General features: G+C 63.0%; 23 protein-coding genes. 7 read left to right on the top strand and 16 right to left on the bottom strand.

Going from position 1 to position 26,475, the window contains the following annotated elements:
* Positions 1-295 precede the first annotated feature (295 nt).
* Both HMPREF3172_RS10155 and HMPREF3172_RS10150 read right to left on the bottom strand, forming a co-directional pair.
* Positions 296-1,789: a glutamate-cysteine ligase family protein gene (locus tag HMPREF3172_RS10155; RefSeq protein WP_070517295.1), complete on the bottom strand. Its 1,494-nt coding sequence runs from the start codon at positions 1,787-1,789 to the stop codon at positions 296-298.
* A gap of 86 nt (positions 1,790-1,875) precedes the next feature.
* Positions 1,876-2,331 (bottom strand): DUF3817 domain-containing protein, encoded by a 456-nt coding sequence (locus HMPREF3172_RS10150; RefSeq protein ID WP_062019304.1) that lies wholly within the window; start codon positions 2,329-2,331, stop codon positions 1,876-1,878.
* 224 nt (positions 2,332-2,555) lie between these two features.
* On the opposite strand from HMPREF3172_RS10150, the gene HMPREF3172_RS10145 reads away from it, so the two are divergent.
* The 3 genes from HMPREF3172_RS10145 to HMPREF3172_RS10135 all read left to right on the top strand — a co-directional run bounded on the left by HMPREF3172_RS10145 (position 2,556) and on the right by HMPREF3172_RS10135 (position 6,521).
* Positions 2,556-3,656, top strand: a complete 1,101-nt coding sequence (locus HMPREF3172_RS10145) for a VIT1/CCC1 transporter family protein (RefSeq protein WP_070517292.1) — start codon at positions 2,556-2,558, stop codon at positions 3,654-3,656.
* Between the two features lie 154 nt (positions 3,657-3,810).
* A complete protein-coding gene (locus HMPREF3172_RS10140; RefSeq protein WP_061942349.1) occupies positions 3,811-4,083 on the top strand; it encodes a DUF4235 domain-containing protein in 273 nt (90 codons plus the stop codon).
* Between the two features lie 74 nt (positions 4,084-4,157).
* Entirely contained in the window at positions 4,158-6,521 is a 2,364-nt protein-coding gene (locus tag HMPREF3172_RS10135) for a (Fe-S)-binding protein (RefSeq protein WP_218078941.1), read from the top strand.
* A 363-nt stretch (positions 6,522-6,884) separates the two neighbouring features.
* Here HMPREF3172_RS10135 and aroD read toward each other — a convergent pair whose 3' ends face one another.
* The 4 genes from aroD to HMPREF3172_RS10115 all read right to left on the bottom strand — a co-directional run bounded on the left by aroD (position 6,885) and on the right by HMPREF3172_RS10115 (position 10,416).
* Positions 6,885-7,691 (bottom strand): type I 3-dehydroquinate dehydratase, encoded by an 807-nt coding sequence (aroD, locus tag HMPREF3172_RS10130; protein ID WP_070517290.1) that lies wholly within the window; start codon positions 7,689-7,691, stop codon positions 6,885-6,887.
* A 17-nt stretch (positions 7,692-7,708) separates the two neighbouring features.
* Positions 7,709-9,031, bottom strand: coding sequence for a Dyp-type peroxidase (locus tag HMPREF3172_RS10125; protein ID WP_070517289.1), 1,323 nt, complete (start codon positions 9,029-9,031; stop codon positions 7,709-7,711).
* Between the two features lie 2 nt (positions 9,032-9,033).
* Positions 9,034-9,627, bottom strand: a complete 594-nt coding sequence (locus HMPREF3172_RS10120) for a copper chaperone PCu(A)C (protein ID WP_070517286.1) — start codon at positions 9,625-9,627, stop codon at positions 9,034-9,036.
* A 153-nt stretch (positions 9,628-9,780) separates the two neighbouring features.
* Positions 9,781-10,416 (bottom strand): hypothetical protein, encoded by a 636-nt coding sequence (locus HMPREF3172_RS10115; RefSeq protein WP_070517283.1) that lies wholly within the window; start codon positions 10,414-10,416, stop codon positions 9,781-9,783.
* Between the two features lie 362 nt (positions 10,417-10,778).
* On the opposite strand from HMPREF3172_RS10115, the gene HMPREF3172_RS10110 reads away from it, so the two are divergent.
* The 3 genes from HMPREF3172_RS10110 (at position 10,779) to HMPREF3172_RS10100 (ending at position 14,028) form a co-directional block, all read left to right on the top strand.
* The gene (locus HMPREF3172_RS10110; protein ID WP_141741633.1) at positions 10,779-12,080 is read left to right on the top strand and encodes a quaternary amine ABC transporter ATP-binding protein; all 1,302 of its coding nucleotides are present in this window, start codon (positions 10,779-10,781) and stop codon (positions 12,078-12,080) included.
* Between the two features lie 2 nt (positions 12,081-12,082).
* Positions 12,083-12,934: an ABC transporter permease gene (locus HMPREF3172_RS10105; RefSeq protein ID WP_026022638.1), complete on the top strand. Its 852-nt coding sequence runs from the start codon at positions 12,083-12,085 to the stop codon at positions 12,932-12,934.
* 92 nt (positions 12,935-13,026) lie between these two features.
* Positions 13,027-14,028, top strand: a complete 1,002-nt coding sequence (locus tag HMPREF3172_RS10100) for a glycine betaine ABC transporter substrate-binding protein (protein ID WP_019174021.1) — start codon at positions 13,027-13,029, stop codon at positions 14,026-14,028.
* A gap of 97 nt (positions 14,029-14,125) precedes the next feature.
* Here the strand turns inward: HMPREF3172_RS10100 and HMPREF3172_RS10620 are convergent, their stop codons facing one another.
* From HMPREF3172_RS10620 to dcd, 10 genes are all read right to left on the bottom strand, one after another.
* Positions 14,126-14,659 carry a hypothetical protein gene (locus tag HMPREF3172_RS10620; RefSeq protein WP_218078940.1) on the bottom strand — a complete coding sequence of 178 codons (534 nt, stop codon included), beginning with the start codon at positions 14,657-14,659 and terminating at the stop codon, positions 14,126-14,128.
* A 56-nt stretch (positions 14,660-14,715) separates the two neighbouring features.
* Entirely contained in the window at positions 14,716-15,504 is a 789-nt protein-coding gene (locus HMPREF3172_RS10090; RefSeq protein ID WP_176746151.1) for an HpcH/HpaI aldolase family protein, read from the bottom strand.
* A complete protein-coding gene (gene mnhG / locus HMPREF3172_RS10085; RefSeq protein WP_070517273.1) occupies positions 15,497-16,072 on the bottom strand; it encodes a monovalent cation/H(+) antiporter subunit G in 576 nt (191 codons plus the stop codon). Before mnhG ends, HMPREF3172_RS10090 begins: the two co-directional genes overlap by 8 nt.
* Positions 16,069-16,500: an MrpF/PhaF family protein gene (locus HMPREF3172_RS10080; RefSeq protein ID WP_070517271.1), complete on the bottom strand. Its 432-nt coding sequence runs from the start codon at positions 16,498-16,500 to the stop codon at positions 16,069-16,071. Before HMPREF3172_RS10080 ends, mnhG begins: the two co-directional genes overlap by 4 nt.
* On the bottom strand, positions 16,500-17,249 hold the full coding sequence (locus HMPREF3172_RS10075) for a Na+/H+ antiporter subunit E (protein WP_070428926.1): 750 nt from the start codon (positions 17,247-17,249) through the stop codon (positions 16,500-16,502). Before HMPREF3172_RS10075 ends, HMPREF3172_RS10080 begins: the two co-directional genes overlap by 1 nt.
* Entirely contained in the window at positions 17,246-18,937 is a 1,692-nt protein-coding gene (locus tag HMPREF3172_RS10070; RefSeq protein WP_070517268.1) for a Na+/H+ antiporter subunit D, read from the bottom strand. Before HMPREF3172_RS10070 ends, HMPREF3172_RS10075 begins: the two co-directional genes overlap by 4 nt.
* Positions 18,934-19,488: a Na(+)/H(+) antiporter subunit C gene (locus tag HMPREF3172_RS10065; RefSeq protein ID WP_061942372.1), complete on the bottom strand. Its 555-nt coding sequence runs from the start codon at positions 19,486-19,488 to the stop codon at positions 18,934-18,936. The genes HMPREF3172_RS10070 and HMPREF3172_RS10065 overlap by 4 nt, the downstream gene beginning before the upstream one ends.
* A complete protein-coding gene (locus HMPREF3172_RS10060) occupies positions 19,485-22,568 on the bottom strand; it encodes a Na+/H+ antiporter subunit A (RefSeq protein ID WP_070517265.1) in 3,084 nt (1,027 codons plus the stop codon). Before HMPREF3172_RS10060 ends, HMPREF3172_RS10065 begins: the two co-directional genes overlap by 4 nt.
* Positions 22,569-22,629: 61 nt before the next feature.
* Positions 22,630-23,511, bottom strand: a complete 882-nt coding sequence (locus HMPREF3172_RS10055; RefSeq protein ID WP_070517263.1) for a hypothetical protein — start codon at positions 23,509-23,511, stop codon at positions 22,630-22,632.
* Entirely contained in the window at positions 23,511-24,110 is a 600-nt protein-coding gene (dcd, locus tag HMPREF3172_RS10050; protein WP_070428923.1) for a dCTP deaminase, read from the bottom strand. Before dcd ends, HMPREF3172_RS10055 begins: the two co-directional genes overlap by 1 nt.
* Positions 24,111-24,345: 235 nt before the next feature.
* On the opposite strand from dcd, the gene HMPREF3172_RS10045 reads away from it, so the two are divergent.
* A complete protein-coding gene (locus tag HMPREF3172_RS10045) occupies positions 24,346-26,475 on the top strand; it encodes an LPXTG cell wall anchor domain-containing protein (RefSeq protein WP_070517260.1) in 2,130 nt (709 codons plus the stop codon).

Here is a 26,475-nt window from a genome sequence, read left to right as displayed (position 1 = left end):
CCACAACCGTGAGCACTTCATCAAAGGTGAAAGTTCACAGCCCTAACGGACTATGCGAATCAGATTGATTCTGCTGCCAGAACTTCGGTTCCAGTGGAAGCGGGGCCGCGCCATTTGGAAGATCTGATCTTCGGCCTGGGGCCCGCTCGCTTCGGTGTTTTCCGTCCGAGCAACGAGGACTACTCTACACACACTTCAGAGCAGGATGCAACTCCGCGGCGAAAATATTTTTCTACGGCTCAAATTCCGCGAGTTCTCGCGGAACAAGCGGACTCGCACCGAGGTGCAGTACGGCTTATTCGCCGATTTCCCATGTGTGGACTGGCTCACCTTTTGCCTGGTTCTCCATGTACTGCTTGAGCATGAGCGCCAAAGCTTTCTGACGTTCGGGGCTGCCGGGCGCAGCTTTCTTCGGCCTGATGTTGCTCAAAGTTCGCAGCTGCCACAGCGCACCGTTCTGCCGACCAACAGCTCGACCGTCGATGATTCCCATATAGCGGTCGATGAGCTTTTCGTTCACGCCCAGCTTTTCGAGACCGCGGCGTGCCTGCGGCACCAGATGCTCGTGCACAAGCTTGGCAACGTCAATTGCACCGAGAGTCGGCCATTCCTGCCGGGCGTAGAGCCCAGAGCGCGCAGCCGTCATGAAGTTCTTCTCTGCCGTCTTAAAGGGAAGGCGCGACCACACGGGGCGGGTCTGTTCTCCCAAGAACTTGACCAGACCGTAGTACAACGCGGCATCCGCAACCATGTCGACCACGGTCGGACCGGCCGGAAGCAGACGGTTCTCTACGCGCACGTGCGCCAAGCCGTCAGAACTTGGTGCGTAGATGGGCCTGTTCCAGCGCCACACCGTTCCGTTGTGCAGATTGAGGTAGTGCAGGGCGGGAGCTTCGCCGCGCATAATCGGCGAACCCGACTCTTCGCGCGATTCCGGCAGAAGAGCCGGGAAGTAGCGGACATTTTCTTCGAACAGGTCGAAGATGCTGGTGATCCAGCGTTCGCCGAACCACACGCGCGGCCGCACACCCTGGGCGATGAGTTCCGGCGGACGGGTTTCAATTGCCTGGGCGAACACCGGGATGCGGCTTTCGTGCCACACCTTCCGGCCCAAGAACAGCGGTGAGTTCGCGCTCAGTGCCGCCTGCACACCGGCAATCGCCTGCGAAGCGTTCCACGCCTCAGCAAAGCGCTCCGGTGAAACCTGCAGGTGAAGCTGCATAGAGGTGCACGAAGACTCCGGGGCAATGTCTTCGAAATCGTGGTTGAGCACTTCGCGGTCCGCAAGGTCGATCGTGACCAGTTCGCCGCGACTGTCCATGACAGCGTTGCTCAGCGCTTTATAGCGATTCTCCGGAGTGATCCACTCGAGGCTTTCCAAGAACTGCTCGGTCAGCGTCGGCAGAGTGCCTATCATCGCGACCGAAGAGTTGTGCTGTACGGCGGCAGCGGCGGCGCGATCGAGGCGTTCGCGCAGACCGTCCTCAAGTTCCCGCAGACCATCACCCTCAACTGAGAGAACCGGATGGTTCATTTCGAAGTTGAACGATCCGATCTCACTTTGGAAATCAGCATCGTCAAGAGTCTTGAGAACATCGAGGTTTACAGGAGCCGGCGCCATCTGCTCATCGACCAGGTTGAGCTCAAGCTCCATGCCTATAGTGCCGCGGCTGACGAACTCTGCCTGCTGCAGATAGGCGTCAAAGGTCTCTAGGTCGTCGTTGAGCTCACGACGGTAGTCAGTCCGCTCACGCGGGGTGTAGCGCTCCCGTGATACTGCGTCTCCCATAGATCAAGCCAACCACAAACCCGGGCATTCAACCAGCCCGAACCGGGCTCCACCTCGTGCGCTCAGCCCGACAATCGGGCCCGCAGTCAGCTCTGCGGGACCGGCGGACCCAAGAAGAGCAGGAAGGCGAACAGAGCCGAAACCAGCACAATGCCCACGATGACAGCCAGCACCGGGTTCTTCAGAGCCCACAGGCACAGCCGCTCAAACGGATTGGCCGGCTGCCGCTGCTCACCCAGGCTCCAGCTTTCGGGCAGCAGACCCTTGCGGCGCGCCCAGATCTCAAACGGGATGGTGGCGTAGGGAATGATGGCCGAACCGAGCCCCAGCAGACCGCGAGCCTTGCCCCAACGCTCCGAAGTCGCCACGAGAACCGTGACAACGCAGTAGGCGAGGAACACAAAACCGTGGACGCCTCCGCCGATCCGCACGCCCAGTTCAGTGGTCTGGGTGCCGTACTTGAGCACCATGCCGATGATCAGCATGGTCCACGTGACCGCCTCGGCAATGGCGAGAATCGAAAACAGCCTCTTGGGTGACATTGACCTTTTCCTTGTGTGCAGTGCTCGTACGCCCTGGCCAGAACAGAAGCCAGACCGGGCGATGATACTTCCAGTTTTCCAGGCCGTCCTGAGTGCGGACATCAGCCGAAAGTATGAAACTGTCCGGGCACCCGCAATCGGCGGAACCTCAGAACCGCCGGCACTCGCGAGGTTAAGCCGCGCTAAGAAAAACTGCGGCACAGCGCTCTCCTACGATTGCCGGTGTGGAACAGAATTCTCCTGCGACTCCCGCGACTGACGACCCGCGCCTCATCAGGCAGTGGCGCCGCTACCTGGCGAACGAACTCGTTGAGGAGCGGGTCTACCGCAGCCTCGCCATGAAGAAGACCGGCGATGAGCGCCGGATCCTCTTGGCGATCGCCAACGCCGAACGTCGTCACCAGCAGCACTGGCGCACACTTTTGGGCCATCACGCTGACAAACCGGGCCGACCCGACCTCGGCGTGGTCATTCTGGCCATGTTTGCGCGCATGTTCGGCTCGATCTTCGTGCTGGCGCTGGCCCAGCAGGCTGAAAGCAGCTCCCCGTACATCGTCGATGAGTACGCGACCGAGCAGATGGCCGCCGACGAACGCGTCCACGCGGAGGTTGTGCGCGCGCTGGCCACCAAGAGCCGGTCTGACATGTCCGGCAATTTCCGCGCCGCGGTCTTCGGCGCCAACGATGGACTGGTGTCCAACCTCGCACTCGTCATGGGTGTCGGCGCTGCCGGTCTGACCAGCGGACAGGTGCTTCTGACGGGAATCTCGGGGCTCCTGGCCGGTGCCCTGTCGATGGGTGCCGGGGAATACATTTCGGTGCGCTCCCAGCACGAGCTGATTGACGCCTCGAACCCCGAACCCGATGCTGACACGATCCTGCAGGACCTCGATATCAACGCCAATGAGCTCGCCTTGGTCTTTCAGGCCCGCGGCATGGAGGAGGACGAGGCGGAGCTCGCTGCCCGCACCGCCATCGGCAGGGCGCGCACTCCCCGTGGCGCCACTTTCCTGCCGAACTCGATTGCGCGGGTCAAACACGAAGGCACCGGGTCTGGTCTCGGAGCGGCCGTGAGCTCCTTCCTGTTCTTCAGCGCTGGTGCCGTCATCCCGATCGTTCCCTACTTCTTCGGACTCGACGGCACCCTGCCGCTGCTGATCGCGGCCGTGCTGGTGAGCATGGCGCTGCTGTTCACGGGAGGTGTCGTCGGCGTGCTCTCCGGCAAGGCGCCGCTGCCGCGCGCACTGCGCCAGCTGGCAATCGGCCTGGGTGCCGCGGGCATCACCTACGCACTGGGTCTGCTTTTCGGGTCTGTGGCGGGCTGATCGCCCGCCTACCTCAGACCTTGCGACTTCTGCACGAGACAGCGGCCGGGATACCATCCCTGGCAGAAGCTCAAAACCGCACTGTGAACTGTCTGTGTCGTATCCTGGTGAGACTGAAAACACACAGAGGTCCACACTGATCTGAGGAGACACCATGGGCAAACTCGCTTGGAAGGTCATCGGCGTAGGCGGAGGAGCGCTTGCCGCTATCGCCGCACGCAAGGCAATCAGCCTGGCCTGGGAGAAATCGCTTGGCCGTCCCGCTCCGAGCGATCCCAATGACACCGATACGGACATGGCCGAAGTCATCGCCTGGACCATCGTTTCGGGTGTCGGTGTGGCCATCGCCCAGATCGTCGTTCAGCGCTATGCCGCTCAGGCAATCCGCAGCCAATTCGGCAACGAAGCTGTTGCGGAATCCAACTGAGCATCTTTTTCTGCCCATCTTTCTGATGGATTTTCAGTGCCCTTGCGAAAGGGCCGCCCGGAGGTAAAACACACATGACAGCCCTGCAGATCGTCGCAGCCGTCATCGGCGTTGCTGCGACCATCGTCGGCTGGACGATGTTCCTGATGCGGATCGGCAAGTTCGTCCAGTTCTTCAAGCTCGGCGCACCCACGCGCGCCGGTGAGCGCACAAACGACGCCGGCGCACGCACCGGCACCCTCGTCAAGGAGTTCCTGGGTCACACCCGGATGGCGCGTCTGCCCGTTGTGGCAATCGCCCACTGGTTCACCATGATCTCCTTCGGCGTGCTCACGCTCACGCTCGCCCAGGCCACCATGCAGCTGTTCAACCCGGCTGCAACCCTGCCGCTGATCGGCCACTTCGTGCCCTACGAATGGATCACCGAACTGTTTGCGATGGCCGGCCTGATCGGCATCATCGTGCTGATCGCCATTCGCCAAGCCAAGAAGCCCAAGGGCGAAACACTCGACACGCAGCGCAAGTCGCGTTTCTACGGCTCGAACTTCTGGCAGGCCTACTACGTTGAGTTCACCATTCTGGGCGTCTGCCTGTGCATTGCACTGCTGCGCGGCCTCGAATACGTGCTGCAGGGCCACGAGGGCCAGGCAAACCTCATCCTGCACTTCCCGCTGACCTTCTGGATCGGCGAAATCTTCTCCAGCCTGTCGATTCCGGTCGTGTCCGGCCTCATCGTCGCGATCGCGCTGGCGAAGATCCTCATCTCCTACGCCTGGATGGTCACCGTCGCCCTCACCCCCACGATGGGTGTTGCCTGGCACCGCTTCCTCGCGTTCTTCAACATCTGGTTCAAGCGCCACGCAAACGGCCGCACCTCACTCGGCGCTCTCCAGCCGATGGTGTCCGACGGCGAAGAGCTCGACTTCTCCGACCCCGACGCAATGGACGACTCCACCACGATGGGCGTCGGCAAGGTCGAAGACTTCACCTGGAAGGGCCTGCTGGACTTCTCCACCTGTACCGAATGTGGTCGCTGCCAGAGCCAGTGCCCCGCCTGGAACACGGAAAAGCCACTGAGCCCCAAGCTCATGATGATCAACCTGCGCAACCACGCTGCGGCCAAGTCGCCGTGGCTGGAAGCAGCGCAGAAGGCGCAGGCCGAAGCACAGCCGCCGGCACCTCTTGCCGACGATGCCGACAAGAAGGCCAAGCGCGCGTGGCAGAAGGAAATGGACGCCTACGAGGGCATTTCCGACCCGCACGAAAACCTCGACCTGCTGGGCACCCTGTCGGAGGCTGCTCAGGCTGAGGCAGTCCGCCCGCTCGTCGGCGCACAGGACGTCGAAGAACTCGCAGAGCTCGGCGTCATCGACCCCGACGCCCTGTGGTCGTGCACCACGTGCGGTGCCTGCGTTGAGCAGTGCCCGGTGGACATCGAGCACGTCGACCACTTCGTCGACATGCGCCGCTACCAGGTGCTCATCGAATCGGCGTTCCCCACCGAGCTCGGCGGTCTGTTCAAGAACCTCGAAAACAAGCAGAACCCGTGGGGCATGTCCCAGCGCAAGCGCCTCGAGTGGGCCAAGGACCTCGACTTCGAAGTCAAGCAGGTCGGTGCCGACATCGAGGACCTCGGCGAAGTCGAATACCTCTTCTGGGTCGGCTGCGCCGGTGCTTTCGAAGACCGCGCCAAGAAGACCACGCAGGCAACTGCGGAGCTTCTCAACATGGCCGGTGTTGACTTCGCCGTCCTCGGCGATGGCGAATCGTGCACGGGTGACCCCGCTCGCCGTGCGGGCAACGAGTTCCTCTACCAGATGCTGGCTCAGGCCAATGTCGAGGTGCTCAACGAAATGAAGGCGCGCAAGATCGTCGTGACCTGTGCGCACTGCTTCAACACGATCGCGAACGAATACCCGCAGCTGGACGGCAAGTTCGAAGTCGTTCACCACACGCAGCTGCTTAACAAGCTCGTCCGCGAAGGCAAGCTCACCCCGGTCGCTCCGGCCGAAGGTGAGCAGGTGCAGACCCCGGTCACGTACCACGACCCCTGCTACCTGGGCCGCCACAATCAGATCTACGAACCGCCGCGTGAGCTCATCGGCTCACTGCCCGGCGTGGAGTACCGCGAAATGGAGCGCTCGAAGGAAACGAGCTTCTGCTGTGGTGCCGGCGGTGCGCGCATGTGGATGGAAGAAACCATCGGTTCGCGCATCAACGTCAACCGCACGAAGGAAGCCGTCGCCACCGGCGCCGAACAGATTGCGGTCGGCTGCCCGTTCTGCCGCGTCATGCTGTCTGACGGTCTGACCGCCGAACAGTCTGAGGGCAACGCCTCCGAGGGCGTCGAAGTTCTGGATGTCGCGCAGATGCTGCTGGCCGGCGTTAAGCGCGGTCAGGGCGGAGCGGAGCCCGAACCGGAACCCGCCGAGGTCTGATCGACTGACTGACCTCTGAAGGGGCGCCGCCGATTTTCGGCGGCGCCCCTTCACGTTGTCCGCCCCGGCCCTCGACAGTCTGCCAGCCAGCTGCCCGGCACCTCGGCCCCTTGCCTGCACCCACACACCCGCGCCCGGCACCTCGGCCCCTTTTCTGCACCCACCCACGCTTTAGCAACAAAAACTCCCGTTAGCAGTTACTGCTAAAGCGCAGATCTCGGCTAACGGGAGTCCCCTTGCGACTAACGGGTGGATTCGTGCCTAAAGCGCTGATCCCGGCTAACGGGAGTGTCGAAACGGGGCCGGGTGGCTCAGTCGCCACCTGTTCGCCGGGTTCCCTGCCGAGGTGCCGGCCCGGTTTGGTCAGTACAGTTCAGTCCAGACGGAGCGCAGCTTTTCGACGGGGATCTGACCGGGTGCGGTCGGTTCGTCACCCAGTGTGGCGAAAGTGGCAGCCGAACCGAAGTCCCCTCCGAACACGCGGGTGGAGCGCCCCAGGGGGCCCATCGAGATGGCGATGACCGGCACCTCGGCGACTTCAACAGCAGACGCGCAGGCCTCCAGGAGCCGTGAAACATCGCTCGGCTCTTTCGGCATGACGGCGATCTTCGCTGCATCCGCTCCCATGAGGAGCATGTCGCGGATCTTTGCCAGCAGGATTCTGGTGTCCGGGGTGCGATCGAAGTCGTGGTGGGAAGCGACAACGGAAACGCCGAGCTCTCCCGCCTGCTTGCACAGCTGGGCTGCCGGTTCGCGATCAACTTCGACATCAACTGCAATGCGCGGCTGCGTGCCCAGGGGCGGGGTCAGCTGGGTGCGGCGGATGAGACCGGAGACGACCTTCGCGTAGGCGGCGTCGTCAAGATCAGCCTGCCCGCCCTCGGCTGCGGTCCGCACCGTAATCAGCACGGGAAGTTCCCGCTGGTCTTGAATGGCCCGCTGCGCCTCGTCAAGCGCCTGAGCAGCCGGCCCATCAGCATCGAGCAGATCAACACTGTCCGCCAGCGCGTCAACGCGCCATTCCATGGCATCTGCACCCGCTTTTTGGGCGTGCGCCGCCCACTCTCCCGCCGCGCGAGCTTCATCAAGGGTTCGCGGCGCAAACGGCACGATGACCTTGGGCCGTTTGATGTTCTGCGGGGTGCTGGCGATGAACGGAAGGCTGAGCATGATCTCAGCTTAGGCAATCATCCGAACAGAGTCTCGCCGATGTACCCGCCCTCAGATGCTCCGGGCGGAATCGCCCACACGGTCGAACCGATTGGGAACGTCCATTCGTTGAGGAGGTCACCCTCTGCCAGGCGCTGCTGGATCGGCTTGTACTGCCGTTCGATGTCCGCCTGGTAGCTGGCGAACATCAGCCCCGCATCGTTGATCTGGCGGACTCCTTCAACGTCGTCCCGGATGGGTCCCTTGGTCAGCGACTGGTAAGAGTAGACGCGCCGGAAGATCTGCTCTTCGGGCTTTTTGTCGTTGCGCGAACGGGCCACGTGGCTGGCCGGAGAGATCTTCTTGAAGCCATCGCTGCCAACGGCTTCGAGGTCCGGGATGTCGTGTTCGTGCTCACCCGTGAGTGGGGAACCGTCCTTCATGCGACGGCCCACGGAGAAGTCGCGGGCCGGTTCGTCCGCCAGATCCCAGCTTTCGAGGTCCATCGCAATGTCGCGCAAGACGAGGGTTGTACCGCCGGCCATCCAGTCGGGGTGTGCGGAATTCAGGTCGGCCGGCGCTTTTCCGCGCGGTGACTCGACTCTCTTCCGATCCGAGGCGCCAGGCCTTGAGGGCGCGTTGGGGTCACCCCACACGAGAGCGGCGAAGTCATCGGTGTCGATTTCGGGGTTGACGGTTCCGTCCACCTGGCCGAACGGGTTGCGCACCGTGGTGCCCTTAGGGTCGGTGCCGTAGGCGCGGCGGAATGACTCCTTGGCCCAGGCGATTTCTGAGAACGCTCGCGAATCCTTCATGAGCATGCGCGATGCGTGGGCCAGGGTCAGCGGGTCGTCTGAGCAGATCTGCATGAGCAGATCACCGCCGCACAGTTCGGGGCGCAGACGGTCAATCGAGTAGTCCGGCAGCGGTTTCAGCCATGCCGGCACCTTGTCAGCACCGGCGAGTTCCACGACTTTGCGACCGAAGCCGAACGTCACCGTCAGCGATGCCGGCTGAGCGGCCATGTCAGGTTCCGTGTCCGCCAGCGGTGCCTTGCCCTGTGTGAGTGCTGCGGCAGCATCGCTGAGGATCCTCAGCCACCGACGCATGGCGGCCGCGTCAACGTGGTCTTTCAGTTCGACGGCAAGGAAGACCGCGTGCGCCTGCGGCGGTGTTTCCACCCCGGCCTGGTGTGCTCCGTAGAACGGAACGGTCTGCTTGCCGGAAAAGCCTTCGCTGTCTTCACCGCCGCGGGCGGCGGCACCCATGACGCCATAGGTGCCGCCAATGCCCGCTGCGAGTCCAGCGCCGGCCCCGATGCCCGAAGCACCAAGAAGTCTGCGTCTGGAGATCTCAGTCATTGTTACTTGCTGTCCTCGTGGTCATCGTCGCCGTGGTCCATGTGCTCACCGTGCTCATCGTCGCCGTGGTCCATGTCGCCGTGGTCCATGTGCTCACCGTGGTCGTGCTCATCCGGTGCGTACTCTTCCTTAGCGCCGGTGAATTCACGGGCCGGCGCGGTCAGGTCGACGTCGCCCGCTGATGTTTTGACGGTGATCTTGATTTCTTCACCGGGCTCGATGCCCTGCTTGAGGTCCATGAGCATGATGTGGTCGCCGCCGGGCTTGAGCTCGAGCGTGTCGCCGGCAGCCAGTTCAAAGCCGCCTTCCTTTTCCTTCATGCTCATGCCGCCCTTGCCATCGCCGGTGGTTTCGTGCAGTTCCACTTTTCCGGCGACGTCGGATTCAGCACCGGTGATGGTGATGGTTTCTTTGCCTTCGTTCTCAATCGTTGCGAAGACACCGGTCATACCCTTGTCCTGGGACACGGCCTTTGCCCACGGTTCGTCGACCTTGAGTGCATCAGCGGCGGTTGTTGCAGTATCGCCGCCACCGCAGCCGGCGAGTGCCAGGGTTGCAGCGGCGAGAGCGGCCATAAGGGTCTTGCGGAGTTTCATGGTTGTCCTTTCGCACCCGCTTACGGGCGCACAACAGGGGGCTTAAGCCCCGGGGATGCGGCATTCAGCCGCAGAAGATAGTGGGTGTGCCCGCCCGCAGTCTTTTCCTGCGCGGCAGGGTGTGGGCTTTCGCCAGAAAGCCCCGTGTGTGTGTCAGACAGCAGCGGGAGGGCCGCGCTGCGATACCGAGCTGAAGACTTGCGAGGTGCCGGCACTGCGGGTGCGGAACACACCGGGGCGCTGAACGCGGCGGACCCGCGGCAGCACACCAGACAGAAAGACGAAGACGACGGGGCCCACGATTTCGGTGAGCACCGCCTCGAGAGCCCGTTCGCCGAAGAGCACGTAGCCGGCCGTGAGAACAACCGCAGCGGCGTGGGCTGCCAGCATGAGCGGACCGGAGAAGTCCGCGTGGTGCATGGCGGCGGGCGTGACGGTTCCTGCGCTCGGGGACACAAGCCCCATGCAGAGCGCGTGGACGGAGGTTTCCAACAGCGACCCCGATCCGCGTGGCGTGGGTGCGGCGGTTGAAGCGAAGGTCATGAAGACGTGCAGAAGCCACTGCCCCGCAGCGGCAACTGCCAGGACAGAGGTGACGCGCAGGCGCAGTGCCGACAGGATGATTCCCAGCCAGGCGGCGACAAGAAAAGCGAACATGCTCGCCGCGGCAGAGGCCGCACCGCCTGCTCCCGTGTGGAATACCAAGCCGATGAACACCGAAAAGAACGCCGCGGCACAACCGCGGAGCATGCGGGCACGCCGCATGCGGTTCTTCTGTTCGGCAGTCATGCCGGCATTCTATCGAGCGCTGGAAAGCACAGTGAGGTCACCCGCATACAGCCAGCGGCGGCGCGCTGCCTCGCTGAGCCTCCTGCCCTTCAGAGCGCCTTCAGGCGATCGTTCTTCCACTTGTGCCCACAACCTGCCGTAACGTTTCAATAACAACGAAAAATAAGCAAAACCCCTGTTCAGACGGGGTGTTTGAGGGTTTACTCAGGAGGCTTGCCGAATCTGACACCTCCCTTGACCCCGTCTGAAAGAGGGCTGTGTTTAAGGTGGATTACCGGCGCTGTCCCGTTTTTCGGCTGCCGGCGTCAATGCCCGCGCCACCCGGCGCGGATGTGCACAGTCGACCGGAAGGTGGCCACGCAGTGGCATTAGTCCGTGCATCGCACGTCTACAAAGTCTTTGGCCCAAACGAAAAAGAAGTCATTCGCCGCATTGAAAACGGCGAGGACCGCGACGACCTGCGCGAATTGGGAACCGCAGCCGTCATCGACGCGAGCTTCGAAGTCGAACGCGGTGAGATCTTCGTTGTCATGGGCCTCTCCGGGTCTGGTAAATCGACCCTCATCCGAACCCTCAACGGCCTGTGGAGCACAAGCTCCGGGTCCGTCGAGATCGCAGGCAAAGACATCTCCAAGATGAACGCCTCCGAACTGCGCGCGGTTCGCCGCGACCACATTTCGATGGTCTTCCAGCACTTCGCCCTCATGCCGCACCACACGGTGCGCGAAAACGCGGCCTACTCACTCGAGCTGCAGGGAATGGACAAGGCGGAGCGCCTGAAGAAGGCGGACAAGTGGCTTGAGATCGTCGGCCTGAAGGGCTGGGAGGACAAGTACCCGTCCGAACTGTCCGGCGGTATGCAGCAGCGCGTCGGCCTGGCCCGCGCCCTGGCCGCAGAGACCGACATCCTGCTGATGGACGAAGCGTTCTCAGCTCTCGACCCGCTTATCCGCCGGGAAATGCAGCAGCAGCTGGCCGAACTCCAGCACTCCCTGAAGAAGACGATCATCTTCATCACCCACGACCTCAACGAGGCCATGTACCTGGGTGACCGGATCGCCGTTATGCGCAACGGCCGAATTGCCCAGATCGGCACGGCCGAAGACATCCTCACCAATCCGGCCGACGACTACGTCGCATCGTTCATTCAGGACGTCGACCGTTCGCGCGTCTACACCGCGCAGACCGTCATGCGCCCGCCCACGAACGTCGTCCACAACACCGTGGGACCGAACGTGGCCATCCGGGAAATGCAGAACACCCAGGAGTCCGCTGTTCTCGTCACCGACCGCAGCGGCAAGCTGCTGGGGCTCGTCACAGACGACGACGCAGTGGCAGCGGCCAAACGCGGCGAGCGCACCCTGGACAACATCATCTACACCAAAAACATCCTCACGTGTCCGCCGGATGCGCAGATCGCGGACCTCTTCGCGCCGTCGGCTGAAGCCCCGGTGCCGCTGTGCGTCATCGACGAGGCAGGAAAGCTCTTGGGCGTTGTGCCTCGAGTCAAGCTGCTGCAGGCCATGGGCACCGAGTCCACTGCCACCGGCGAACTTCCCGCGGTATCGACGGTCCCGGACCCGCACCCGGAACCCGAACAGGAACTGCAGCCGGAGCCGAACGATGACGATGCCCCTGACACCGCAACTGGAAAGGAAGCGTGAGCATGAACCCGCTTGAACCTCACCTGCCGCTGGGCGAATGGGTCGACACGTTCCTCATCTGGTTCCAGAAGCATTTCGACTGGCTGCTTTCAGCGGTCACCACGGTGCTGTCGAGCATGTACTCGGGGCTGAACTGGCTCTTGGAGACACCGCACCCGTTCATCATGATTCTGATCTTCGCGGCGATCGCCTGGGCTGCTGCCACATGGAAGCTGGGCATTGTCACCGCTGTGGGCTTCTACCTCATCCTGGCTCTGGGCCAGTGGGAGAACGCCATGAGCACGTTCGCGCTCGTGCTGGTGTCGGTGATCTTCGCGCTCATCATTTCGCTGCCGATCGGTGTGTGGGCTGCGAAGTCCCGGATCGTGTCGACCATTGTCCGGCCGATCCTCGACTTTATGCAGTCGATGCCCGCCCTGGCCTACCTGGTTCCGGCAATCGTCATGTTCTCCGTCGGCCAGGTGCCCGGCGCGATCGCGACGATCATCTTCGCCCTGCCGCCCGGCGTGCGATTTACGGAGCTTGCCATCCGCCAGGTTGACGGTGAAGTCGTCGAAGCAGCTCAGGCCTTCGGCGCGACACCCAGCCACATTCTGTTCAAGGTGCAGCTGCCCCTGGCACTCAAGACGATCATGGCCGGCGTCAACCAGGTCATCATGCTGGCCCTGTCGATGGTTGTTCTGGCCGGTATGGCCGGCGCTGAGGGCCTCGGCGGTGCTGTCATCGGCGCTATTTCGCAGCTGAACGTGGCCCTGGGCGTTGACGCCGGTGTTGCAGTCGTCGTTCTGGCCATCTTCCTGGACCGCGTCACGGCAGCACTGGGCAGCCGCAACAGCGAGCACTCCACAGTTTGACCCCAACCGACCGATAAAAGGGCCGAGCGGTGTGGAAACCGCACACGGCTCGCCGCTTCCGAAGCGGAACGATGTGAATGAAGGAGAGAAACATGAAGTTTCCGAAAATTGCCAAGATGGGAGCGGCCCTCGCTGCTTCCGCACTCGTCCTGACAGGCTGCGGCGGCGCCGACAACGGCGACAGCGGAGACACCGCTGGCGGCGACCAGAACTGGGCTGAATGCACCCCCGGTTCCGAGGCCAAGGACATTTCCGGTGAAGAAGCCGACGACAACAAGGAAATCACGATCGGCGCCTTCAACGGCTGGGACGAGTCCTTCGCCGTTTCGAACCTGCTGAAGAACAAGCTTGAGGACGACGGCTACACCGTTGAAATCAAGGCGTTCGACGCAGGCCCGGGCTACACCGCAGTTGCCAACGGCGACGTTGACTTCCTCGTCGACGGCTGGCTGCCGCTGACCCACGCCGACTACATCGAGAAGTTCGGCGACAAGCTCGAAGCTCAGGGCTGCTGGTACAACAACGCCAAGCTCACCATCGCCGTGAACGAAGACTCGAAGGCCAAGACAATCGAGGACCTCAAGTCGATGAGCGGCGACTACGGCAACACCATCTACGGAATTGAGCCCGGCGCTGGTCTTTCCAAGGCCGCCAAGCAGGCTGTCGAAGACTACGAGCTGTCCGATATGGACCTCAAGCTCAGCTCGACCCCGGCAATGCTGGCTCAGCTGAAGAAGTCGACTGAAGCAGACAAGGACGTCGCCGTCACCCTGTGGCGTCCGCACTGGGCATACGACGCCTTCCCCGTCCGCGACCTTGAAGACCCCAAGGGCGTCATGGGCAAGGCTGAGGTCATCTACTCGTTCTCCTCGGAAGGCTTCGGCGAACAGAACCCGAAGGTTGCTCAGCTGCTGAAGAACCTCGTGCTGGACGACGAGCACCTGTCCAGCCTTGAAAACGTCATGTTCTCCGAAGAAAACTACGGCGGCGAGGAACAGGACAAGGCTGCCCGTGAATGGATGGACGACAACAAGGACTGGGTCGAACAGTGGGAGAAGGGTGAGCTCAAGGGCGAACCCAACCCGGACGCCTGATCGAATGCGTCTGATTCAGCCGGCAGGCTGAACTTCGACTGAAAACTGAAGGGGCCGCGGATTGATCCGCGGCCCCTCTGCTGTGCGTAGGCAGAAATTACATCTTCAGCCAAATGTCCTCGGCTGGCTTTTCGACAGCACCCAGCTGGAAGGCGTCGTGCATCCAGGCGGGGCGATCCCCCGTTGAGGGCAGAACAACAGCCGATTCAACGAACACGACGCTGAACTGGTGCGCCAGAGCGGCAGCAGCGGTAGCCCAGACGGCACCTCGGCCTTCTGCGTCAGGTGCCGAATCGGCACCTGCCACAATCAGACGCTCGATGCCCATGTCCTGCAGCCCCAGGGCGAGGTCGTCATAGGACTCATAAGCGTCCGGCGTGGGTGAGGCCAGGATGAGGTCGTCCGCCGTCGGTTCTGCTGCGACCGGGGCGGCACCTTCCACCGGTTCCGCGAACGCGGATTCTTCGGCCGGGGCGGCACCTTCCACCGGTTCCGCGAACGCGGATTCTTCGGCCGGGGCGGTCACGTAGGCGATGACGCCATCGGCCATGCGGGCTTTGCCCAGAAGCTGGATCAGCGGTTCAGTGGGAACTGCGGATTCGTGCGTGTTGATGAGCATAAGAGCATCCATGCCCCCATTTTGACACGCTCCCAAAACACCGCTCTCGGAAGCATCCCATCGGAAGCTCAGCCCTTGCGGATCGCCTCGAGCCCATCTGCGAAGGCCCAGCTCAGCAAAGCCGTGTCCGCCGCAAGCGACACCATGCGAAAGCCCATATCGGACCAGCGGCGCGCCAGTTCGATGGTTGGCGCAAAGATGCCGGGCAGCTTGCTGTGTGCAGCGCAGGCTTCCAGTACTCGCTCAAGAGCGCGTTCCACCGCCGGGGCGGTGAAATCACCCGGCACACCCAGGTTGGTCGACAGGTCGAGCGGGCCGACGAACGGCACATCGACACCGGGCAGCGCGGCGATAGCGTCGACCTCTTCTACGGCGCCAGGAGTTTCGATCTGCGGAAGGAAGAACGTGCGGGCGTCTGCTGCGCGCTGTGCGGCTTCTGCCGGCCCGCCAACGTACTGATCTCCGGCAATGCCGAATGCCGAACCGCGCACACCCAGCGGCGGGTACTTGATCCACGAAGCGATTCGCTCGGCATCCGCGGCCGATTCAACCCACGGAACCATAATCGCGTCAGCCCCCGCATCGAGCGCTGTCGACACCAGGTGCTGGTGCGGCCCCGGCACGCGCACCACGGCTGTGATACCCGTCTGTCGGGCCACCGCGATCGGCGCGCGCGCAGCATCCAGACCGAAACCGGAGTGCTCAAGGTCAAACAGCACCCAATCGGCCCCCGCCTGTTTCAGCAGGGTCGGCAGGCCGGGACTGAAGAATTCGATGACGAAAGTCCCGAACACGGGCCTGGTCCGAGCCGTCGTCAGCAGCTGGTTTTCCTGTGCAGCGCCTTCTGTGTCACTCACGGTCATCTCCTTTGACTGTCCCGCTATTGGAATCTTCTGCGGCTGAATCTGCGCCGGCGCCCTCGCTGCTGGCAGCTTCAGCTTGGCTTTCAGGACCCGAGGGGTCCGCTCCCCCAACGTCCAGCGTGCTGGCGGCTTCCTCCGCAGAGCCGACCGGCGCCTCGTGAGAATCAGTGTCACCTGTCCCCGGCTCGGCAGACTCCGCCAGCGCTGTCGCTTCGCGGGCTTCAGCACGCGACACAGCATCGGCCAATTCATCGCGGAACAGCTGCGCGCGACGCAGGTGGCGGGTACGGTAGCCGGCTCGACCGACCATGTGCGCACCAACGGGAGCAGTCGCCATCTGGAAGACCGCAATGAGCAGGCACGTGGTGATCAGACCGAAGCTCGGCTGGGTGACCGCCACGACGATGAGCACCAGAACAAGCCCGAACACCTGCGGTTTCGACCCAGAGTGCAGGCGCGACAGCAGGTCGGGAAAGCGCATGAGCCCGGCCGCCGCGGCAATGGACAGAACACCGGACAGCAGGATGAAAACGCTCAGGATGATCGAAACGACGAGGCTCATGGGCCGACCTCCTTCGCTGGGTCGGTGTCTGCCGGGCTTACGGCCGAGGTGCTGCCGGCTGAGGGTGCGGATCCCGAGGTGCCGTCGGCTGAGGCGGGCTGGTTCGGGTTGGTCTGGTCGGGGTCGGCGGGTGGTGCCGGCGGCGGCGTGTTCTCGGAGCGTGCCACATAGCGTGACACCGCGACCGAGCCGACGAAGCCGAAGAACGCCATCGCCAGCAGGATGAACTGCAGGTCAGTTCGGCCAGTCACAGCCATGAACACTGCAAACGAGCACATCATGGTCGACAGCAGAACATCAGTGGCGATCATGCGGTCGAGAATTGCCGGTCCACGGACAATCCGCACAATGGCGACCGCAGCGGCAACCGAGAACAGCACAAAAGCCACGGGCAAGACGACTGCTGCGACGCGCGGGTCGAACTCCATCAGGCACCGTCCCCTCTGGTGGTGTCAGCGCCGGCTGGTTTCACGCCGGGCTTGCCCTCGCCGCTGGTCTTGGCGTCCGATTTCGCTTTGACGTCCTTCACGGTGCGCCCACCCAGAACGGGCTTCTGCCCCTGGGCGATGCGGGACTCGTTGAGAACGTGGATGTCGTGGAGCGAACCCATCGCCTTGATGACATACACCTCGATTTCCAGGGCCAGTTCGCGGGCGCTTTCAATCTGTTCGTCGGTGTTGCAGTCGAGCACGTGGAGGAAAATCACACCGCGGGCGCGGTCGACCTCCGTGACAAAGGTGCCGGGGATCAGCCCCGCGGTCTGCGCAATGATCGTGATCAGCAGGTCGGACCTGGTGTGCAGGTCGACAGCGATAACGCTGCCGGGATTGGTTTTGCGCGGCCGCAGGGCAACGGCGGCAACCTGCAGGGCACCGCGCGCCAGCTGCCAGGCAAACCACGCCAGATACACCGCGAAGTACCACGGATTGATGCGGCCGGACAGTTCGATCGGCGGCAGGTAGAACAGACGCGTGACAATGACGGCGACGATGATGCCGGTGACGATGTGCACGACCGACCAGCCGTCCCACAGCATGATCCACAGGATCACGAGTCCGGTGGTCAGCAGCAGCTGTCGCACAAGCGCCCACCGCAGGGCTTTCCTATCGGCAGTCCGTGCGGCTGCGCTCTTGGACTTCTGGCTCTCCGCCTTCTGGCTGGACTTCTGGTTCGTCACTGCTCACCTCCCGCGGCATCTGCCCCTTCCTGCTGTTCGGAGGCTTCGGAAATGTCGTCGGCGTAGCCCGGCGGAACGGACTTTCCGTCCGGTCCCGGTGTGCCGTTCTGGCCGACTTCGAAAACCGCTGACACGTAGATTCGCGGGTCGATGAGGTTGACCGCGGCGTTTTCGGCAGTCCTCCACAGTGGGCCGGCGAAGACCGTCAGTGCTATCGACACCGCGAGCATGAGGACTGCCGGACGGGCCATAGCCCCGGGGAGCTTCTGCCGGGCGGGTTCTTCCGCACCGATGGCCCGGGCACCCTTGACGGCCTTGATCTGCTTGATCAGCCGTTCGGTTTCCGGCAGCTTTTCCGGGGCCTCTACCGGCGAGCGCCAGAACACCTGGTTCCACGTGCGGCCGATGACGTAGAGGGTCAGCAGGCTGGTAAGCGCGCCGATGGCCACGAGTGTGATGGTCAGCCAGTCTGCGTCGAGAACACCCGCGAAGAACAGGGCGACCTTGCCGATGAACCCTGACAGCGGCGGAATGCCGCCGAGGTTGAGCGCGGGTATCAGGAAGATCCAGGACAGGGCCGGTGAGAGGGTCATGAGGCCGCCGAGCGCGCTGATCTTAGTGGTTCCCGTGCGCTGTTCGATGAGTCCGACCGCCAGAAACAGCGTGGTCTGCACGACGATGTGGTGAACCGTGTAGTACAGCGCGGCGGCCAGGCCCAGTTCGGTGCCCAGGGCAACACCGAACAGCAGGTATCCGATGTGGGATACGAGTGTGAACGACAGCATTCGCTTGAGGTCGGTTTGGGCGACAGCTCCGAGGATGCCGACTATGAGCGTCAGCCCGGCCACTATGAGCAGCGGTGTGCGCAGCGACTGGCCGAAGAACAGAAGCGTTTCGGTGCGGATGATGGCGTAGATGCCGACTTTCGTCAGCAGGCCCGCGAATACCGCGGTAACGGGGGCCGGGGCGGTCGGGTAGGAGTCGGGCAGCCAGAACGACAGCGGGAAGACCGCGGCTTTGATGCCGAAGCCCAACAGCAGCGCAATGTGGAGGAACAGCTGGACGTCCTCGGGCAGCATGCTGAGTTTGACCGCGAGGTCTGCCATGTTGACGGTTCCGGTGGCCGCGTAGATCAGCCCAATGGAACCCAAGAAGATGAGCGAGCTCAGCAGTGACACGACGATGTAGGTGGCGCCGACGCGCACTCGCTCTGGGGTCACGCCGATTGTGATGAGCACGAACGATGCCACCAGCAGCATTTCGAAGCCCACGTAGAGGTTGAAGAGGTCACCCGCGATGAATGAACCGGCAACACCGGCGCACAGGATGAGGTAGGCGGGGTTGAACACCGAAACGGGCGACTGTTGGGAGTCGTCGGTCATCTCCTGCCCAACGGCGTAGATGAACACGCTCAGGGTCACGAGCATCGAGACCACCAGCATGAGCGCTGACAGTCGGTCGACCACGAGTGCAATGCCGAAGGGCAGTTCCCACCCGCCGACGGCGACCACCTGGATGCCCTGCGCATCGGCGGCCCACAGGAGCACACCGCTGATGCAGAGCACGAGCACCAATGTGATGACCGTGACCAGGTTCTGCAGGCGCACGCGCATACCCGCGAGCAGGTTGATGCCCGCTCCCAACAGCGGCAGCACCACCGGCAGCGGAACAAGGGCTGCGAGTGTCATGAGTCTCCTCCCTTGTCCTGCTGGTCTGCCGAGGTGCCGCTCGGCTGTTCGTGTTCTGTCGGCTGGGATTCTGGATCCCCGTCGAGGTCTGCCAGTTTGCGGGCCCCGGTGACGGGGAATTCGGCGTCACCGCCGAATTCGGTGTCGTCTTGGTCTTCGGAAACGTCGCCTTCATCGCCCATTGCTGCGCGCGACTTCAGGCCGATGCGGATGTCTTCGAGGTCATCGTCGAGGTTTTCACGCCGCATGAGTCGCCAGGATCGGTAGATCATCGCGAGCATGAACGCGGTCACGCCGAAGGTGATGACGATGGCGGTGAGAGTCAGCGCGTGCGGCAGAGGGTCGGACATGCCTGCGGTGGACAGGTTTTCCTCGCTCGTCAGGGGCGCCCGCCCCGGTTTTCCGGAGGTGAGCACCAGCAGGAGGTTGACGGCGTTGCCGAAGAGCACGATGCCCAGCAGCACGCGGGTCAGTGAGCGCGACAACATGAGGTACACGCCGCCGGCGAACATGACGCCCATGGCCAGGGCCATGACGAGAGGTGTTGTCACAGTGAATCACCCCTGTGCTGGCCGGCACCGTCCAGTCGGTCGATGCGGCCCATGATGGCGTGCATGCGCGAAGTGTCGAAGTCTTCGTCGACGTCCGACAGCGCTTCGGTCAGTCGGTCTTCGTCTTCTTCCTGGTGCCGGTCGACCTGCGCACCGAGCGTGCGGAGGATGTCGAGCATGAGCCCCAGGACGATCAGGTAGACGCCGATGTCAAACAGGGTCGACGTGCCGAACGCGATGTCGCCCAGGGGGCCCAGCGGGATTTCCACGAACACGCTGGACAGCACGGCGTCTCCCCACAGCAGTCCGCCCACGGCGGTGAGTGCCGCCATCGTCATGCCCAAGCCCAGCAGGAGGCCCGCGTTGATGGGTGCGGCTTCGGCGAGTTCCCACCGGCCGCCGGCCAGGTAGCGCATGATGAAGGCGAGTCCGGCCACGAGCCCCGCGGCGAACCCGCCGCCGGGCAGGTTGTGGCCGGCGAAAAGCAGGTAGACGGAGAACACCATGACGGGGTGGAACAGCAGTCGGACGGTGACTTCGAGGATGATCGACCGGTTGCGCGGGTTGAGGGTACGGCCTGCCAGCAGCCAGGCGCCTCGATGGGCGACTTCGTCAGCGGCTTCCGGTGCGTTGCGGTAGTTCTGCGGGTAGCGCGACACGTCCGCACCCTCGCTGGACACAGCGTCGTAAACCGGGTTGAAGCGCCACAGGATGCCGCGCTTGCGCCCCTGATCGCTGGATGTGCCTGACTGCATACGCTGCAGCGAGGTGCCCCTGTTGTTGATGAAGATGAGGCTCGCAATGCCGGTGGCGGCCACGACCACCACGGCGAGCTCGCCCAGAGTGTCCCAGGCTCGAATGTCGACGAGTGTCACGTTGACGATGTTCCTGCCGTGTCCGCCGAACCATGCGAGAGCACCCCAGTCAGTCGAGATCGGCCGTTCTGAGCGAGCGGCCATGGCCACGATCGTGCCAATCGACATGACAGCGCCGAAGGCCACTGCCAGGCCGATGCGCACCGCCTGCTTGAAGGGTCGTTTGCGTTTGCCGCTGGTCAAGTTGCTGGGCAGTCGACGCAGCACGAGGATGAACACGACGAGCGTGATGGTTTCCACCAGTCCCTGGGTCAGGGCGAGGTCGGGTGCACCCTGGAAGGCGAAGAACGCCACCATGGCGTAGCCGGAGATGCTCACGACGACGACCGCGGCGAAGCGCTTCTTCATCATGAGTACGCCGATGGTTGCGGCGATGAGCGTGGCGGCAACTGCCCACTGCTGCCAGCTGTCGGCAAGCACCAGCTGATCGGGCCACGTGCGGTTGAGCGCGAGTGCGGTGATGAGGGAGCCGACGGTCACCAGCAGGATGACGGCCTGGTAGAAGGGCAGCGAACCGCGCTGCGTGCGGGCGGTGACGAAAGCGGCAGTGCGTTCAAGCCCCTGAATTGCACGACGGTAGCCCTCGTTGAAGTCGAGTTCGGGGACGTACTTGTGCAGGCGAGCATCGCGCCCGGACACCCAGGCGATCAGCGCACCCAGGATGATCGTCGCGACCGACAGGCCGAGTGCTGGGTTGAAGCCGTGCCACAGGCTGAGTTCGACGAGCTCTGCTTCACCCGCAGCCGGCGGGACGAAGGCGGTGTAGGTCTGCAGGAGAACCTGCAGCGCGGCCGGGAACAGCCCGAACGACAGGATGCCCGCAGTCAGAACGACGGTGGGCAGAATCAGGATTGGGTGGGTATTGCCCGGTGCGACCGCTTCGACTCCGGACTTGCTGAAGAACGCACCCCACACGAACCGCGTCGCGTAGGCGAAGGTGAAGACCGAGCCCAGGAAAATGCCGATGAGCGCGATCGTCGCACCGGTCGAACCGTCATCCAGCAGAGTGCCGTAGGACGCTTCTTTTGCCACAAAGCCCAACAGCGGGGGCACGCCGGCCATAGATGCTGCGGCGATCGTGCCGACAGCGGCCAGCAGGGGGTCTTCACGGCCGAAGCCGGACAGCTTGCGCAGGTCACGGGTACCCGCCCAGTGGTCGATGATGCCGACCACCAGGAACAGCGTCGATTTGAACAGCGCGTGGGAGACGAGCATTGCCAGGGCGGCCAGGGTGAGGCTGGCGGTGCCGAAGCTGGCCATGACGGCCAGGAGTCCCAGCTGAGACACGGTGCCGTAGGCAAGAACGAGTTTGAGGTCGTACTGCTTGAGCGCCCTCCAGGCACCCAGGAGCATGGTGCTGATGCCGACCGCCAATAGGACCGGCTGCCAACCGGGCATGGCCGAAAAGCCGGGAGCCAGGCGCAGGATCAGGTAGATGCCCGCTTTGACCATCGCCGCGGCGTGCAGATAGGCACTCACGGGGGTGGGTGCGGCCATCGCACCGGGAAGCCAGAAGTGGAACGGCAGAAGAGCGGATTTCGCCATCGCTCCGACCAGCAGCAGAAGAACACCCGCGATGACCATGGGGTACGTGCCGGTTTCCGGGTAGCCGGCCTGCACGATCCGCGTGAGGCTCATGGTTCCGTAGCTGGCAGCCAAGAAAACAATGCCCACGAGCATCGCCAGGCCGCCGAACGTGGTCACAATGAGCGCCTGGAGTGCGGAGCGGCGGGACTGCACGCGGGTGTTGAAATGGCCGATCAGCAGGTAGCTGAAGACCGTTGTGCCTTCCCAGAAGATGAAGATGACCAGCAGCTCATCGGCAATCACCAGGCCGTACATCATGCCGGCGAAGGCCATGAGGACACTGGCGAACCTGCTGAGCGACCGGTCGTCCGCTTCGAAGTAGCGCGCACTGTAGATGAAGATGAGCGCGCCGACACCCGTGACGATGAGCGACATGATCCACGACAGCGCATCCAGTTGGAAGACGACGCTCATTCCCAGTTCGGGAAGCCACGAAAGCTCTTGGCGCACAGGCGGCGAACCGGAAGTTCCGAGCACCGGCTCGGCGTTGAGGACCGTGTAGAGGAAGCCAGCGGCGGGCACTGCCGCAAGAATGAAGAACGCCCCGCGCTCGAAAATACGAAACAGCAGCGGGGCGAACAGGGCGGCGACAAAGAAACTCAGAAGAATTGTCGTCATCGCGCCCTCCGGGTGTGAAAATCAGTTGACATTTTTACATACCCGGGGGAACGCGTGAACGTCACCCCTCCAGTTGGTGGTCAGCCAGAAGGAATCCGTCCCGGTCTACCGCGGTTCCGCAGGTGGCGTCGACGACAGCTGCGGCAAGGTCGCCGATGATGCTTCCGGCGGTGTTGCGCATGCGCCGGTGTGCACGGGAGGAATCGTCGTCATCGTCCGCGTGCCAGCGAATGGAGTAGGCAGTCTGCGGGCCGTCAGCAAAGCGCTCCACGATTGTCGGCAGGGCGGTTTCGACCATGACACCCAGTTCAATCAGCCCGCGCCCCTCCCCCAGGTCGATGTCGAGGGAGTAGCCGTCGAGTTCTTGGTCCTCGGGGGCATCGGCCGAGGTGTCGACCACCTGACCTTCCGGGATCGCCTTTTCTATCAGGGGCAGCAGGAGGTCCGAGGTGATCCAGTACTGGGAATAGACCGTGATTTCGGGGTGGGCGTCGGGATCGGGCACGATGATTCGCTCGTGTCCGCCCGGTTCGGCATCATCGGCGATGCGCACCGCTGCGTGGAGGCGGCGGGCGAGCGCAATGAGCAAGTCGACGCCGCGCTCTTCTTCGCGCATAGGCAGGCCGGCGGGAAACAGCTTTTCGATTCCCTCGGAGTGGACGAACCATTCCGGTGGGGCTTCCGGTTCACGCTCCCTCGGCGTCGAGAGCGCGTAGGCTGCAGCGAACACGGATGGGATCTGTGCTTGTTCGGCAGCGCTCTCTGTGATTTCCAGCGGGCCTGTCAGTGTTGAATAGCGGCTGAGCTTTCGCGTGCCGCCATCAGCTGCAAGGCGCGGCAGCACATTCGACAGGAGAACGTCGACGTCGCTGTCGAGAACAGTGTCGTCAACCAGCAGCAGGTGCTGGTTTCGCAGCGTCTCGACATCAGCGGTCTGCGACATCAGCGCGGATCCTGTGGGTTCACCTGTGCGCGGTAAAAGTTCTCAAAGGACCGCGATGCGGTGGGGCCGCGCTGGCCCATGTAGCGGTTGGCGGTTGCCGGGTCGGCTCCGTAGGGGCGCTCAGCCTGCGCTCCCATGCGGAAGAAGCACAGCTGGCCGATTTTCATGCCCGGCCACAGGGTGATGGGCAGGGTCGCGACGTTCGACAGTTCGAGGGTCACGTGGCCCGAAAACCCAGGGTCAATGAAGCCTGCGGTGGAGTGCGTGAGCAGACCCAGGCGGCCCAGGCTCGACTTGCCTTCCAGACGGGCCGCGATGTCGGTGGGCAAGGTTACGACCTCAAGGGTCGAGGCGAGCACGAATTCGCCGGGGTGCAGCACGAACGGTTCGTCGCCGTCGGTTTCAACCAGGCGGGTCAGTTCGGGCTGTTCCTGGGAAGGGTCGATGACCGAATACTTGTGGTTGTCGAAAAGCCGGAAGCTGCGGTCCAAACACACGTCGACGGATGCCGGCTGGACGAGGCTTTCATCCAGCGGGTCCAAGCGGATACGGCCTTCGGCAAGTTCGGCGCGGATTTCGCCATCAGATAGGAGACTCACGTCACCAGGCTACAACGCCCGGCCAGTCGCTCATACACCGCTAACGCTGAGGGCTTTCTTAACATCTGGCCAGAAATCGTTTACAGTTGGAAACTGACCTACACCCCGCACCGATGGTGCCTTCCCCTTTCAACCTCGTTGGGTGGGTAGGTGTCGTCGCCTTTGTTGGGTGTGTTTGCAACACAACCGAAAGGCTAACTGTGAGACTCTTCCCAGTCTTGTTCTTGCCCCCGCAGTGGCCGCGGTTACAGGCTTTGCAGCCGTTCCCGCTTTTGCCGCTCCCGGGGATCAGGCCCCGGATACAGCTTCCGGCCAGAACTCCACTACGTCATCATCTGATTCTGAAGAAGGCGAAGTCAGCGTTTCGCTCGCACAGGACTCCATTGCCGCCGAGCAGATTGCCGACAGCAAGCAGGGTCTGAAGTTCACCGGAACAGGCTTCACCCCCGGAGACAAGGCAACTGTCACCGTCATCGGCACCGACGGAATTTCCTACACCCCGGACACCAAGCTGTCCGTTTCGCAGGCCGGTGAGGTCAAGGGCTCCTACTTCTTCTCGACCGACAAAGGCTCGAAGGTCCCCGAGGGCAGCTACCGTCTGTTCCTGACGGACCTCAAGACAAACGAAGCCACCGAACTGGCGAAGTTCAACGTCGGCGACAAGGCCGAAGACACTGCCGAAAAGCCGGCAGAAGACGAACAGCAGGCAAAGCCAGAAGGTTCTGCTAAGCCGGAAGGCGCATCGGAATCCGCTGATTCCGCATCGACCCCGGCAGAGGACAAGAGCGCAGACGCGAGCGCCAGCCCGTCGGCACAGCCGAGCGAAACCTCGACCCCGTCGGAGACCCCCTCGACTTCCGCATCGCCGGAACCCAGCGACAGCCCGTCCGCCACCGAAACTGCCAAGCCCGAAGACAAGGCAGAAGACAAGAAGGACGAGGCCGGCGACAAGTCCGAAGACAAGGCAGACGAAAAGCAGGACGACGCTGACAACAAGTCCGATGAAGCTGATAAGCCGAAGGTCACTGAGGATCAGCTGCCCACCTCGACCCTGTCGTTCAGCAAGAACCGCGTTGAGGACACCGACTTCACCCTGAGCAAGGACGAGGTCGCCCAGGTCGAGGTTGGCAAAAAGGCTTCGAAGCAGCAGAAGGAAGCTGCGCAGAAGAAGTCGGAAGAGTTCGCGAAAGAGGGCAAGGGCGTCACCCTGACCCTCAAGAACGGTCTGCCCGGCGCTTCTTACATCTTCAAGGTGCAGCAGCCCGGAACTGCCGAGCCGTTTGAGCTTCCGGCCAAGACCGACTCGGCAGGCACCGCCTCGGTGTGGATCTACGACAAGGGCACCGCTGCGACCGGCACCTACAAGGTGACGGTTGAAGGCGCCAAGGCCGTCGTCAGCGACAAGGCTGACGATGCCGACAAGGAAACCGCCAAGCCGTCTGAGGCACCGACCGCCGGCGCGGGTTCGATCACTCCGTCCAGCACTCCGTCGAGCGAAACCACGGTGAGCGCAACGGCAACCCCGTCGCCGACCACCGAAGCTGACAAGAAGGACGACGCCGACAAGGATTCGTCTGACAAGAAGACTGAGTCCACCGCGGCCGAGTCGAACGAGAAGCTCGACTGGAATGAAGTCCGGAAGCTCGACAAGGACAAGGCGTCCAACGTCAAGATTGAAGAGAACGTCCAGGTTGCATCTGCATCGTTCACCGTCTTCAAGGCTGCACCGGAGCCGAAGCCTGAGCCGGAACAGAAGACGCCGGAACCCAAGCCGGAACAGAAGACGCCGGAACAGCAGAAGCCGACCACTCCGTCCACAACGGGTAAAGACCCCAAGCCGGCATCTGAATCTGAGGCTAGCGGTATGAACGAAAAGCCTAAGGCACCCGGAGCTGAAAAGCCGGGTGCTGAAGGCGACGCTAATCAGACCGAAGACGGCCAGGCTGAGAGCGACGCCAACGCCACGACTGACGAAGGCGATAAGGCCGAAGACACGACTGACGATGGCGATAAGGCAGAAGACGCTGACCAGGCTGATGACGCCGGCGACAAGGCTGACGACGCCGGCGACAAGGCTGAAGACAGCAGCTCGGAAGCCGACCAGTCCGACCAGACTGACCAGTCTGAACAGACCATGACGTCCGAACAGGAGCAGGAAGACACCTCGGGCGCCGAGCAGCGCCGCGAGCTTCCCAACACCACTCCGGACGACCACTACGCGCAGCCGCAGGAGAGCACCGGCTCGACCGGCTCGCAGCTGCCGCGCACCGGCGGCGACCTCACCGGTCTTGCACTCGGTGCTGGACTCGTTGTGGTTGGTGCGGCATCGATCGTCGTCACCCGACGCAAGGTCAGCGGCATCTGA

The organism is Brevibacterium sp. HMSC08F02 (genome assembly GCF_001807555.1).
GTDB lineage: Bacteria > Actinomycetota > Actinomycetes > Actinomycetales > Brevibacteriaceae > Brevibacterium > Brevibacterium ravenspurgense.
The sequence above is the reverse complement of the archived record's forward strand: the minus strand, read 5'-3'. Positions and strand labels throughout refer to the sequence as shown.

What these genes read in the sequence shown, in the direction of transcription:
- HMPREF3172_RS10155 (WP_070517295.1), bottom strand. Translation starts at nt 1,789, where the DNA reads ATGGGAGACGCAGTATCACGGGAGCGCTACACCCCGCGTGAGCGGACT.
- HMPREF3172_RS10150 (WP_062019304.1), bottom strand. Translation starts at nt 2,331, where the DNA reads ATGTCACCCAAGAGGCTGTTTTCGATTCTCGCCATTGCCGAGGCGGTC.
- HMPREF3172_RS10140 (WP_061942349.1), top strand. Translation starts at nt 3,811, where the DNA reads ATGGGCAAACTCGCTTGGAAGGTCATCGGCGTAGGCGGAGGAGCGCTT.
- HMPREF3172_RS10135 (WP_218078941.1), top strand. Translation starts at nt 4,158, where the DNA reads ATGACAGCCCTGCAGATCGTCGCAGCCGTCATCGGCGTTGCTGCGACC.
- aroD (WP_070517290.1), bottom strand. Translation starts at nt 7,691, where the DNA reads ATGCTCAGCCTTCCGTTCATCGCCAGCACCCCGCAGAACATCAAACGG.
- HMPREF3172_RS10125 (WP_070517289.1), bottom strand. Translation starts at nt 9,031, where the DNA reads ATGACTGAGATCTCCAGACGCAGACTTCTTGGTGCTTCGGGCATCGGG.
- HMPREF3172_RS10120 (WP_070517286.1), bottom strand. Translation starts at nt 9,627, where the DNA reads ATGAAACTCCGCAAGACCCTTATGGCCGCTCTCGCCGCTGCAACCCTG.
- HMPREF3172_RS10115 (WP_070517283.1), bottom strand. Translation starts at nt 10,416, where the DNA reads ATGACTGCCGAACAGAAGAACCGCATGCGGCGTGCCCGCATGCTCCGC.
- HMPREF3172_RS10105 (WP_026022638.1), top strand. Translation starts at nt 12,083, where the DNA reads ATGAACCCGCTTGAACCTCACCTGCCGCTGGGCGAATGGGTCGACACG.
- HMPREF3172_RS10100 (WP_019174021.1), top strand. Translation starts at nt 13,027, where the DNA reads ATGAAGTTTCCGAAAATTGCCAAGATGGGAGCGGCCCTCGCTGCTTCC.
- HMPREF3172_RS10620 (WP_218078940.1), bottom strand. Translation starts at nt 14,659, where the DNA reads ATGGATGCTCTTATGCTCATCAACACGCACGAATCCGCAGTTCCCACT.
- mnhG (WP_070517273.1), bottom strand. Translation starts at nt 16,072, where the DNA reads ATGAGCCTCGTCGTTTCGATCATCCTGAGCGTTTTCATCCTGCTGTCC.
- HMPREF3172_RS10080 (WP_070517271.1), bottom strand. Translation starts at nt 16,500, where the DNA reads ATGGAGTTCGACCCGCGCGTCGCAGCAGTCGTCTTGCCCGTGGCTTTT.
- HMPREF3172_RS10070 (WP_070517268.1), bottom strand. Translation starts at nt 18,937, where the DNA reads ATGACACTCGCAGCCCTTGTTCCGCTGCCGGTGGTGCTGCCGCTGTTG.
- HMPREF3172_RS10060 (WP_070517265.1), bottom strand. Translation starts at nt 22,568, where the DNA reads ATGACGACAATTCTTCTGAGTTTCTTTGTCGCCGCCCTGTTCGCCCCG.
- HMPREF3172_RS10055 (WP_070517263.1), bottom strand. Translation starts at nt 23,511, where the DNA reads ATGTCGCAGACCGCTGATGTCGAGACGCTGCGAAACCAGCACCTGCTG.